The organism is Flavobacterium notoginsengisoli (assembly GCF_042686225.1).
Taxonomy (GTDB): domain Bacteria; phylum Bacteroidota; class Bacteroidia; order Flavobacteriales; family Flavobacteriaceae; genus Flavobacterium; species Flavobacterium notoginsengisoli.
In genome coordinates, this window is the sequence record NZ_JBHUOT010000010.1 from 161,149 (window position 1) to 173,996 (window position 12,848).

6 protein-coding genes are annotated in these 12,848 nt (G+C 34.5%); 2 read left to right on the forward strand and 4 right to left on the reverse strand.

What is annotated here, in order from left to right; all coding sequences use genetic code 11:
- The first annotated feature begins 223 nt into the window (after nt 1–223).
- A complete protein-coding gene (locus ACFS3A_RS20630; protein WP_379827450.1) occupies nt 224–691 on the forward strand; it encodes a cupin domain-containing protein in 468 nt (155 codons plus the stop codon).
- Nucleotides 692–805: 114 nt separating this feature from the next.
- On the opposite strand, the gene ACFS3A_RS20635 is transcribed toward ACFS3A_RS20630, so the two are convergent.
- Nucleotides 806–1,834, reverse strand: coding sequence for a rod shape-determining protein (locus tag ACFS3A_RS20635; protein WP_379827451.1), 1,029 nt, complete (start codon nt 1,832–1,834; stop codon nt 806–808).
- A 567-nt stretch (nt 1,835–2,401) separates the two neighbouring features.
- On the opposite strand from ACFS3A_RS20635, the gene ACFS3A_RS20640 reads away from it, so the two are divergent.
- Nucleotides 2,402–6,790 (forward strand): hybrid sensor histidine kinase/response regulator transcription factor, encoded by a 4,389-nt coding sequence (locus ACFS3A_RS20640; protein ID WP_379827452.1) that lies wholly within the window; start codon nt 2,402–2,404, stop codon nt 6,788–6,790.
- A 406-nt stretch (nt 6,791–7,196) separates the two neighbouring features.
- On the opposite strand, the gene ACFS3A_RS20645 is transcribed toward ACFS3A_RS20640, so the two are convergent.
- The 3 genes from ACFS3A_RS20645 to ACFS3A_RS20655 form a co-directional block, all read right to left on the reverse strand.
- The gene (locus ACFS3A_RS20645; RefSeq protein ID WP_379827453.1) at nt 7,197–8,834 is read right to left on the reverse strand and encodes a glycoside hydrolase family 43 protein; all 1,638 of its coding nucleotides are present in this window, start codon (nt 8,832–8,834) and stop codon (nt 7,197–7,199) included.
- A gap of 27 nt (nt 8,835–8,861) precedes the next feature.
- Nucleotides 8,862–10,097: a glycoside hydrolase family 88/105 protein gene (locus ACFS3A_RS20650; RefSeq protein ID WP_379827454.1), complete on the reverse strand. Its 1,236-nt coding sequence runs from the start codon at nt 10,095–10,097 to the stop codon at nt 8,862–8,864.
- Nucleotides 10,098–10,307: 210 nt separating this feature from the next.
- A complete protein-coding gene (locus ACFS3A_RS20655; protein WP_379827455.1) occupies nt 10,308–12,776 on the reverse strand; it encodes a glycoside hydrolase family 95 protein in 2,469 nt (822 codons plus the stop codon).
- Nucleotides 12,777–12,848: the final 72 nt, after the last annotated feature.

Genomic DNA, 12,848 nt, shown 5'->3' on the forward strand with positions numbered 1-12,848 from the left:
AACACTTAATCATAAATTAATCTATGGATAACATATCATTGTGGTGCATCTAAAATTATTCATTCTTTTATTGTTTCTCATACATCATAAAAAGCAGAATTCTTAAATCAATTTAAAGAACTAAATCAAGTATAACTACTTATCTATCAATAATTAAAAAGATCTACCTTAGCTATATAAAATGGAAATATGCAGTGAACTGATATACAATTAATTGTAATTTATGAAAAAGGATCGTATTAGCGGAACAACTTCATCTGCTTCAAAAATTATAAAGGCAACGGAAGGTATTAATCAAAACATTTTGGGAGATATCCAAACGGTAAAACTTTCAGGAATACACACCGGCGGAAGAATTACCATAGTCGAAAACAATAATCCTCCTGGAGTGAGTATACCTCTGCATGTCCATGCAAATGAGGATGAAATATTCAGGATACTGGAGGGAGAAATGGAATTTACAGTGGAAGGCATCACAAGCAAATTAAAAACTGGTGACACTATATTTTTACCAAGGCAAATTCCTCATTCCTTTAAAGTTACAGGAAAAAAAAATACAAAAGCTATCATTACGATTGTTCCTTCAGGAATCGAAGAGATGTTTGTTCAACTCTCTCAGCTTCCAGCAGGTCCTCCTGATATGGAGAAAGTACTGGAAATTTGTAGCAGTTTTGGAATTACTTTTTTATAGGATCTATACGATTACGAATAGATTATAACTAAAAAAGTACAGCGCTATACATTTTGTAAAACTGTACTTTTTTTGAACATTTCATCTCTCTCTGATAGCTGTATTGCTCAGAAGCTATTTTACCAATACACTTTTATATTTGGCAATATTTTTCAAAACAATACCTGTTCCCCTGACAACTGCCCGTAAAGGATCTTCTGCAATGTAAACCGGCAGATCTGTTTTTTGAGAAATTCTTTTATCCAGCCCCCGAAGCATTGCTCCTCCTCCTGCAAGATACAATCCTGTATTATAAATATCTGCAGCAAGTTCAGGTGGCGTGACTGAAAGTGTTACCATAATTGCATCTTCAATTCGCAGTACTGATTTATCCAATGCCCTTGCAATTTCCCTGGATGTAATCTGCACCTCTTTGGGTTTGCCGGTTAGAAGATCCCTTCCACGAACCATCATATCCTCCGGAGCATCTTCCAGTACCTCAATTGCAGCACCTACCTCTATTTTTATCTGTTCTGCAGTAGCTTCACCAATATATAAATTATGATGCGTTCTCATGTAATACAGAATATCACCGGTAAAAACATCTCCTGCTATTTTTATAGATTTGTCGCAAATAATTCCGCCTAATGCAACTACGGCAATTTCTGTTGTACCGCCACCAATATCAACAATGATATTTCCTTTCGGCAGCATTACATCCAGTCCCATTCCTATAGCGGCAGCCATAGGCTCATGAATTAAAAAAACTTCTTTTCCATTCACTCTCTCGCAAGATTCTTTTACGGCTCTCATTTCAACTTCTGTAATACCACTTGGAATACAAACCACCATTCGCAGTGCCGGTTTAAAAAGGTTTTTCTTTATATCGGGTATATTGTTTATAAACCAGCTAATCATTTTCTCCGAAGCATCAAAATCAGCTATAACTCCGTCTTTAAGCGGACGTATTGTCCTTATATTCTCGTGCGTTTTGCCCTGCATTAAGCTGGCTTCTTTACCAACTGCAATAATTTTTCCGTTCCTGATATCCCTTGCAACAATTGAAGGACTGTCAACAACAATCTTTCCGTCATAAATTATCAAAGTATTAGCAGTACCCAAATCCATAGCGATTTCCACTATCATAAAATCAAATAAACCCATAATATCGTTTTGTTTAAAAACGGTATTATAGAAGTTTTATTCTCTTTACATTAAAAATACAAGATCAGCCACTTCGTTATACAGAGAATTTAAAAAAGAATTAAATCATTACTCAAACAAACATAATCCATTAACAAACAATAAATTACACAATTAAATAATTAAGAGCTGGCAGCTTCTCAGAAAGTCAAAAATAATATTCTAATTTTAACAAAAACAGACGTATCAAACCTTCAAAATAACCAAACATATTCTTCTTTTCTTTAAAAAAAGAGAAGCTCTCTTTTACAGTTTATGTCTTTTTCGATCTAAAATGAAATCATATCCTTAATTTCAAAAAGACAGCTTAAATCCCATGATAAAATAATAGATTGTTCTTTTTTGCATTCCAAATATTATAATACTCTATAAATCTCTGACAAATTAAGCTGTGAATAAAATTTCCTAACATTTTATCTCAATTTTACAAAATTTATCATTTCATATACTGACTGTTTTTTAGTCTTTGTAATAAACAATTTCCTATTTTAGTAAACTATACTAAACTACTACCAAGACTACACTTCGATGACTTTTTTCAAAAAAAAATGCTGCTATATTTTAATACTTTTATTACTAAGCAAATTTCACATTTACTGCCAGCAAAACTACAATTTTAGCCACTATTTAGTTGAAGACGGACTTCCGCACAATATTATCAATCATATTATTCAGGATAAAAAAGGATTTATGTGGTTTGCCACCACTAACGGCTTGAGCAAGTATAATGGATATAGATTTAAAAACTACAAAACAGAAGCTACGGATAAAGTTTTGATGAAAAACAACCGTATAGATTGGATTACAGAAGATGCTTATGGAAAAATTTGGATGCGCACTTTGTCCAACAAAAACAAAGCTTATTGCTTTGATCCTGCTCTAAACGAATTTTGGGGAGCAGAATTAATACCAGAAGTAGTAAAAAACAATATAGAAATTACTCAGATACTTCCTCAAAAATCAGGTTTAGTATGGCTTATTACAAAAAATAACGGCTGTATTGCGATCACAAACAACAGCTATTCCTATCAAATTTTTAGTAAAGATAATGGACGTTTAAATAGCAATAAAGTTATAACAGTTTTTGAAGATCAGTCTAAAAATAGCTGGATTTTAACTGACCAAGGTATTATCTTGCTCAAAGCAAATAAATTGCAGACAAATCCAAAATCACTCTTAGGCGCCAATTCACAAACAAAAGTATTCTACAGTGCGCTTGAACTAGAGGATGAAATATGGTTTGGAGGAGCCAACAGTAATTTACTTCAATACACAAAAGGAACACAAAACTACAGGACTCATCAATTAGGTTTAAATGGTGAAATAATTATTCTAAAAAAAATAGACAGTTCCACAGTTATTGCCATAACCGAGCAGGCTGATTTTTGTTTACTAAACATTTATACTGGACAAACAAGTAAGTTTAAAATTTCTGATATAACAAATCTCGAACAAAAGAAAATAAATGTCATAAGGCTGACACAAGATCTATTATGGTTTACCAATAATGATGAGGCGGGAATTTATGCTGTGAATATAAAAACTAAAAAAGTAAGTTATTTTCCAGCAGGTGCTGATGAAACTGGATTAACTCAGTTTTCAGTAAAAGCGACAGTATTGACCAATACAAAAGGAGAAATCTGGGTACAGCCCAATAATGGCAGTTTTTCAAAATATGATGCTGCTACCAATCGTTTAATTCCTTTTGAAACTACAGCTTATTTTCCGAAAGGAAACTTCAGCAATAAATTTCATATTGCTTACTTTGACCGACAAGGCAATTTATGGTACAATACACAGACCGCAGGAATTATAAAAGTTACTTTCAGCCAGAATAATTTTAAAGCTTTAAAAATTGAAAATCCTCAAATAAAATTAGGCATTAAAGATGTGCGTGCCATGTTTCAAGACAAAAACGAAAATATTTGGGTGGCGAATAAACAAAATCAGCTCATTCTTTTTGACAAAAACTTTAAAAAACTTGGATGCATTTCGCCTGACGGACAATTAGTTCCTCAGGCTGTCTGGAAAAAACCAATTTATAGCATTATTCAAGACAAAGAATCTACAATATGGATTGGTACACGTGGAGACGGACTCTTTAAATTTACTCAAAAAAATCAAAACTACAGCTATCAGGTTCAGCGTTTTAAGAATACAGAAAATAATCCGAACAGCTTAAGTAATGATAATATTTATACGATTTTTGAAGATCAGTCTAAACGTTTATGGGTTGGTACTTTAACTGGATTAAACTTAATTCGAAAACGAGGAAATACTTTAGATTTCATTAATCAGAATGGACGATTAAAGAATACGTTGCTTGAGAAGCATTTGCATATTCGCTGTATCAAACAGGACAAACAAGGCATATTATATATCGGATCTACAACTGGACTATTAGTGGTCGATGGCAAAAAAAGATTTCCAGAGCTAGTTTCTTCTATTAAAGTTTATGAAAAAACACAGCAGGAAACAGCTTGTCCAAAAAGTAATGATATTATCGATTTCTGTATGACTAAAAGCGGTCAGGCATTTATCGCAACTGCTGATGGCGGTATTAGTAAAGTCACAACCAGAGATGCATCGGGATATCCGAAAGAATTCAAACATTATACGCAAAAAGAGGGACTTCCATCCAATAATATTTTATCATTATTAGAAGACAATGACCAAAATTTATGGATCACAACCGATTATATCTTGACGCGTTTTAATCCACGTGCCGAACTCTTCGAAGTATATTCGGAAGTAAAGCCAATTATGACCTTTAATAATTTTACCGAAGCGACAAGGATTAAATTACAAAGCGGCGAATTATTGTTTGGTTATGCCGAAGGATTACTTCATTTTTTCCCAAACCAAATAAAATCTAATAATACTATTCCAACATTAGCCCTAACTGATTTTCAGGTTTACAATCAAAATAGTAATAATGCCCCTTTTAATTTATCATACTCGATAGACAGTAATCCCGTAATAGAATTAAAACACAATCAAAACTTTTTTAATATCGAATTTGCTGCTTTAGATTATATTAATCCTGAAAACATCAAATATGCTTATAAACTGGAAGGTTTTGATGAAAATTGGAATTATACCAATGATCAACATGCTGCGTTTTATACCAATGTTCCAAAAGGAAATTATATTTTCAAGGTAAAATCGACCAACAGTCAAGGAAACTGGGTAGCCAATGAACGTCAGATCAATATTACCGTACAGCCAGCGATATGGAATACCTGGATTGCCTACATTATTTACTGCATGTTGATATTGGGAATTATTTTAGGAATTAATTACGTAGTCCTTACCATGTATCGATTGAAAACCAATACACAAATGGAAAAAGACATGTTTGAAATGAAAAATAAGTTTTTTATTGATATCTCGCACGAACTACGAACTCCTCTTACTTTGATAACCGGTCCCATAGATTATCTTATCAATGATTCGAGAACTTCTGAAGTGGTAAAAAAACAATTGACCTATGTATCTCAAAATACCAATAGATTACAGCGTTTAGTCAATCAGATACTGGATTTTAGAAAAATACAGGATCAGAAACTACAGATTTCAGAAATTAATCTGACGGTGTTTGCCAACGATATATTCAATAACTTTTTAGAGACTGCACAAGAACGAAATATAACCTATCTGTTTGAAGTCGAAGGAGAAGATTTTCGTTTGTGGGCTGATAAAAATGCGTTAGAAAAGATTTTAATGAATTTGTTGTCCAATGCCTTTAAATATACTCCAGACAGAAAATCAATTACATTAAAAATTACAAAAACGTCAAACCAATTGCAATTGCAGGTTATCGATTCGGGATTAGGCATACAGGAAGATTTTCAAAGTCGCATTTTCAATCGATTTTCATCTTATAATACCAATGTCAATAATCCGAGTACTGGAATCGGACTTTCAATGGTTAAGGAATTAGTGGAACAGCACCATGCAGAAATTACTTTCAGCAGTAAAGCCAATGAAGGAAGTACTTTTACTTTACACTTTAAAATTGGCCATAATCATTTTAATGATGATGTAGAAATTCTTTATGAAGAACCTACAGCAATAATCGAAATTGCAAAAGAAGAAAATACGATACAAAAGACAAATGAAAAAGTCAAAATATTAGTTGTTGAAGATGATTTGAATTTACGCACTTTTATAAAAAATGTATTGGAAGAAGATTATGAAGTAATTGAAGCCGAAGATGGCGAAGATGGATACCAAAAAATAGTCGAAAACACTCCAGATTTTGTAATTAGTGATATCATGATGCCAAAACTTAACGGAGTAGATTTGCTGAAGAAAATTAGAAATAACATCGAAACCAGTCACGTTCCTGTTGTATTATTAACAGCAAAAACAACAATAGAAAGTCAATTGGAGGGAATGAATTATGGTGCCGACGATTATATTACCAAACCTTTCAGTGTAAGTTATTTACGAGCCCGTATTGTGAATTTACTGGAACAGCGCAAACGCTTACAAAGTATTTTTGAAAACTATGATAAGAATACATTAAAAAACGAACCTAATCCTAAAGAAGATTATGAACCAAAACCTCATTTAGTAAGCGACAAGGACGAAGAAATGATGCGAAAAATCATGGATTGCATCGAAGAAAATATCGACAATAATGAATTTTCTGTTGAAATTCTCGGAAGTACTGTAGGTTTGAATCGAACGACTTTATATTATAAGATAAAAAGCTTAACAGGTTATTCTCCTGTTGAATTTATTCGTGATATTAGAATAAAACGTGCCGCACAATTATTATCGGACAGCCAGTTACTGATTAAAGAGATTGCTGATATGACTGGTTTTTCGGACATGAAGTATTTTACTAAATCCTTTAAAAATAAATACGGAGATACTCCAACAGAATACCGACAAAAACATAAAAGTTAGATCGACTAAAAATCTAAAAAAGAGAATACATATTAAAACTTTGCGATTTTGCGACTTTGCGAGATTATTTAGTAAACCAATTTGAAATTTGCTAGCAAAGGCGCAGAGACGCTAAGTAATAGTATTTAAAGTTTAAGTTTTTTAATGAACTAAAAAGTCTGCCCAATAACTGTAGAAATTAATTTGTGAAAATTTGTGCAATTGCTTCGCCTGTTCGCTATCGCTCGGGTTGTGGTTAAAAAACTTTTTTAGAAAACAGAATTCTTTAGAAATAAAAAAAGAAGTCCGAAGACTTCTTTTATCCTAGTGCAAGTGAAAGTAACTAATTACAATTAACCACAAAAATACTTAATGACTTAAACCATAACCACCAGATCGAAAAAAAATTAAACTTAAACTTAAAACCTTATTTTTCAATTTTAGATATTCTAAACCAGTCTATATCTGCATAGCCGGCATTATTTATTGTTCCTTCTCTCAAAGCCACAAAACCAACTTTTGAACCTATCCAGGTTCCTTCAGAAGCAATAAATTCAGAACCTACTTTGGAATACTTTTTATCATCTAAACTGTAATAAAACTGGCACTTTCCTCCTTTTTGAACCGTCACTCTGAAATAAAAAGTGTTATTAGAAAGTGTTGCTATTTCAGTTCCTGTTTCTGCAGCACCTTTATCAGCTTTAGCAGCTGATAACTGCATTAATTTTAATTGTCCGTTAATTCGTTTAACTGTCAAACTGCTATAACTTCTTCCCATCACAACCAATCCAAATTGTTCATTATCAAAATTGGGCGTAAATGTTATTTTAGAAGTTGCCATAAACTCTTCAGCAGGAAATTTTTGCGCCAGAATATTAGGCACCTGCCATAAACTTTTAAAATCCGCTGGTTTTGGAATACAATTCAAACGGAAATAGCCCATACCAGCCGAAGGATACCCCCAAACCAACTGTTTATTTGCATGCCATTGCCACTGTAAACCTTGCACAGGCTCATTAAATTCGTCTGAATCTGGAGGAGTTGCTAAAGGATATTGCCCATTTACATTTGGTTTTTTAAAAGTCAGCACAGGCTCTCCAATACCATTTTTATCATTATCCACTCCCATAACCGGCCAGTCATTTTTCCAACTCATCGGATTCAAGTGTACCACTCGTCCATAAGCGCCCTGATCCTGAAAATGTATAAACCAGTCTTCTCCAGTTACCGTGTCCACCCAAGCTCCCTGATGCGGTCCATTTACAACTGTCTTTCCTTGTTCTAAAACAACTTTTTCTTCATAAGGCCCATAAATAGATTTAGACCTCAAGATTAACTGCCAGCCTGTTGCCACGCCACCTGCAGGAGCAAAAACATAATAATAGCCATTTCGTTTATAGAATTTAGGGCCTTCAACCGTTGTATGGTTTTTATGACCATCAAACAAAAGTACCTCATCATCATTAGCCATACAGCTTACAGGATCTATGGTACAAAGCATTAAAACACTTTTGGTTCCGGCACGGCTTCCCGCTAATGCATATCCCAGATAAGCCTTACCGTCTTCATCCCAAAAAGGAGCGGGATCTATAATACCTTTCGCTGCTTTAATCAAAACAGGTTCTGACCATTTACCATAGGGATTTTTGGTTTTCGTCATATAGATTCCGAAATCAGGATCTGGATAAAAAATATAATATTCCTCGTTATGAAAACGAATGCAAGGCGCCCAAACTCCATTGCCATGCTGTATTTTATCATAGGTTTCTACAGGAGGCTGTTTTGGCAACGCATAATTTACTAACTTCCAATTGACCAAATCATTCGAATGCAGAATGGGAAGTCCCGGAATACAATTAAAAGACGAAGCAGTCATAAAATAATCTTTTCCCACACGGCAGACATCGGGATCAGAATAATCGGCGTAGATAATTGGATTTTTATAATTTCCATTTCCTAGGTCGGATACCCAAACTTTAGAAAGCGTTTCTGTATTTTTTTGTGCATAAACACTACCCATTTTTGTTAGGACTAAACAAGCAAATGCCACATATTTTATTTTCATCTGAATATATTTAATTTCGATTTAAGATTAAAGAACCGCCCATTGAGGATGCTTTTCCAGCATTAAACAAGCCATTATAAAAGGACCAATCGCTTTACCGTCATTAGATCTAACCGCTTCATGAATATAATAATCATAAGTCCCGTTTCGAACCAGATTGTCTGCCGGACCTAAACCAGCTCCCGCGCAACACGAAGTAATTTCTATTTGCTTATTGGCATCTATTTTAATGAACTCTTTCCTAAAACCTGAATAGGCTTTTTTCAGGTGTTTAAGGTATTTTTTATTTAAAACTTCTAATTGAATTCCTTTGGCTAAGCCATAAACAAACATTGCTGAGGCTGTCGCTTCTCGATAATTCCCTTCACGCTTTGGATAATTAAGTACCTGAAACCATACTCCTGTATCCGGATCCTGAACTTTTAACAGAGAATCGGTCAGATCCTGAAACATGATTTCTAATGCTTTACGATCTTTATGATTGGAAGGAAGATATTCTAAAACATCTATCAATGCCATATATAGCCACCCTACGCCGCGTCCCCAGAAGTTTTGTGATAATCCGGTTTTAGGATTGGCCCAGTAAACGGTTTTACTGGCATCCCATCCGTGATAATATAATCCTGTTTTGGAATCTTTTAAATGCTTTTGTACAGTTAACAATTGCTTCGTAATATCATCGAAAGCCTGAGCGTCGCCAAATGTTACAGCATACTGTGCATAAAACGGCAGTCCCATATACAAACCGTCTAACCAGACCTGATTGGTATAAATTTTCTTATGCCAAAATGCTCCCTGATCGATTCTGGGCTGTTTTTTTAATTGTTCATGAAGTGCTTCAATTGCTATGCGATAGCGTTCGTCTTTTGTTTTCTCATATAAAGAAAATAATATCTTACCCGAATTAATATCGTCAAGTTTAAAAGACTCTAAACGATAGCCGTCAATAATTCCTTGCTTATTAATCAATACATTAGCATAAGTATTTTTGACATAGTCGAAATATTTTGGTTCGTTTTTTTCTTTACTGACTTCTTGTAATGAAAGAGCAACTAAACCTTGTACATAACCCCATACCGGTTTTGACTGAAAATCGGTCATCCATGCATCTGGATTATTATATAGTACAGATTCGGCTAGCTGTACTGAAAACGACTTTTTTTGATTCTGCCCAAATGCGATTACGGAACTACACAAAAGAGCCATAATACCCAACTGTCTCAACATCTGAATTTTTATTTTTTCTTTTTTAAACTTAAACATAACAACCTTTATTAATCAAGTATTACTCATTCACTCCATATTTTTGGAGAGAATAATTCAAAATTTATAATCACAAAACTACTTTTCAGCGCAGAACATAGAGAGGTCAATACGCAAAATGTCAGGGGGTATTTGACAAAAAATCAAACTTTTTAGTACTTACTGACAAAAACCAAAGCATTCTGATATAAAATATACCTCTCTTTCAAATTATTCCTCAGCATAAAAAGTATAACTCCCTCCTTTTTCTGTTGTGATATCATATTCAAAAACTTTTGGACTTTTTAATCCAATTAGTTTCGCTTTCGCTGAAATGTTTGGACTTTGCACTTCTGGTATTTTGAAAAAGGAATTGGGATTTTCTCCTGTAGCAATTGTCAATCCTTTACCTTTTAGTTTTGAATAACTTCTCAAACGAAGATTTCCTCCTAAATTTGATTTGATGGTTACTGAAATAATACTGCCTTTATCCCATTTCATTTCTTCGATTTCAAAACCTCCCTGAACTTTCAATCCCGATACATTTCCTTTTGTCCATTCATCTGGCAAAGCAGGCAATAAATGAACGACACCATCATAACTTTGCAAGAGCATTTCAGATATACCAGCGGTACAGCCAAAATTACCGTCGATTTGAAATGGCGGATGTGCATCAAAAAGATTTGGATAAGTGCCACCTGATTCTCCTTTACTTTCCATTGGTGCCGGACGAAGCTGATCTTTAATTAGTTTAAAGGCTTTATTACCGTCTAATAATCGAGCCCACCAATTTACTTTCCAACCCATTGACCAGCCGGTAGAAACATCTCCTCTGGATATTAATGTATTCTTAGCTGCTTCAACCAGTTCGGGCGTTCTTAAAGGAGATAACTGACCTGAAGGAAACAATCCGTACAAATGCGAAATATGTCGGTGTTTATCATTTGGCTTATCCCAATCGTGCAGCCATTCCTGTAATTGCGAATACTGTCCTATCTGCATAGGCGGTAATCGTTTTAAAGCTACAGCAACGGAATCAGCAAAATTCTTATCCGTTTCCAGCACTTTAGAAGCATTGATAATATTATTAAAAAGATCAAAAACCAATTGATTGTCCATTGTAGTTCCTGCTGAAACCCCAACACCGCCTTGATACGTATTTTCAGGAGAAATGGATGGAGATACTACTAACCATTTTTTCTCTGGTTCTTCCTGCAATACATCAAGATAAAACTGCGCCGCTCCTTTCATAACTGGGTAATACTCTTTTAAAAATGCTGTATCGCCTGTATAAAGATAATGTTGCCATAAATGCTGGGTTAACCACGCGCCACCCATAGGCCACATTCCGTAAAATCCGCCATCTACTATGCCTGTTATACGCCATAAATCGGTATTATGATGCAGGTTCCAGCCTCTGGCATGATACATTTCTTTTGCGCTTTCTTGTCCTGTAACAGCTAAGTCTTTCAACATGCTGAAAAGAGGCTGATGCATCTCGCTCAAATTGGTTGTTTCAGCCGGCCAGTAATTCATTTCGGTATTAATATTTACGGTGTATTTGCTATCCCAAGGCGGACTCAATTTATGATTCCAAATTCCCTGAAGATTCGCTGGCTGGTTCCCCGGTTGCGAACTGGAAATAAGCAGATATCTTCCAAACTGGAAATAAAGCGCCACCAACTGCGGATCATAATTTGTATTGAATTCTTTTATTCTTATATCAGTTGTTTTTTTAGACTGAGGAGAATCGCCAAGATTCAACGAAACTCTATTAAAATATTTTTGGTAAGCCGAAACATGATTTTGGTAAGCTGTCGCATAGTTTTTCTGAGCAGCTTTTTCTAAAATAGTTTTAGATTTCTGAAACGGATTTTCTGAGAGATCCTTATAATTTTTAAAATTAGTAGCCAATGAAATTCGGATTACAACCTCATCTGCTTTATCAATCAAAAGTCTGTCTGTTTTTGCGGTTAAAGTTCCGCCCTTCAAAATACAGCCGACTTGACCAACATATTTTATTCTTCCAATTTTATTATCAGTGCTCCCTGAAGTTCCTTCAAAAATTAATTTATTTTCTTCCGTTCTAATCGAATTCAATAATTGCGGGCTTGTAGAAGTTATAGAAAAACTAATGCTCTTTTTCTTGTCTGCGGTTAATTTTACTATAACGACATCATCCGAAAAAGAAGCTAAAATTTCTCTTTTGTACGATACGCCATTTACTTTATAACTAACGGAAGTGACCGCATTTTCAATATCTAAATCTCGTTTGTAATTGGAAAATTTTTCGTGTTCAGGAAAATCCAACCACAAACTGCCCGCCGTCTGATAGGGCATTCCATAATTTAAATCTTTAGGTGCTTGTCTTGGGAAGGTTTCATTGGCTAAATCCTGAGCTTCTTTGTACTTTTTTTCAAAAATCAGCTTTCTGATAGTCTCAATATTAGTGTAGGTCTTTTTAGGAACATTATTACCTGGTTCGCCTGCCCAAATGGTTTCTTCATTCAGCTGTAATTCTTCTTTTTGAGGATTCCCAAAAATCATGGCACCTAAACGGCCATTCCCAATAGGAAGCGCTTCGTTCCAATTGGATGCTGGTTTGTCGTATTGCAATACTAACTTCTGAGCTTTTAACTGGACAGTTGCCAGTATGAAACAAAGGAATAATGCTATTCTTTGAAATTTTACTATTTTCATTTTGTACTAAAGATAAAACACGTCTGCAATAGTCGGCTTACCTGCAAAAAACAAAACTATTTTCTGCAGGCG

Bases quoted from the DNA above. Each gene is read 5' to 3' on its own strand.
- ACFS3A_RS20655 (WP_379827455.1), bottom strand. From the start codon at position 12,776: ATGAAAATAGTAAAATTTCAAAGAATAGCATTATTCCTTTGTTTCATA.
- ACFS3A_RS20645 (WP_379827453.1), bottom strand. From the start codon at position 8,834: ATGAAAATAAAATATGTGGCATTTGCTTGTTTAGTCCTAACAAAAATG.
- ACFS3A_RS20640 (WP_379827452.1), top strand. From the start codon at position 2,402: ATGACTTTTTTCAAAAAAAAATGCTGCTATATTTTAATACTTTTATTA.
- ACFS3A_RS20650 (WP_379827454.1), bottom strand. From the start codon at position 10,097: ATGTTTAAGTTTAAAAAAGAAAAAATAAAAATTCAGATGTTGAGACAG.
- ACFS3A_RS20635 (WP_379827451.1), bottom strand. From the start codon at position 1,834: ATGGGTTTATTTGATTTTATGATAGTGGAAATCGCTATGGATTTGGGT.
- ACFS3A_RS20630 (WP_379827450.1), top strand. From the start codon at position 224: ATGAAAAAGGATCGTATTAGCGGAACAACTTCATCTGCTTCAAAAATT.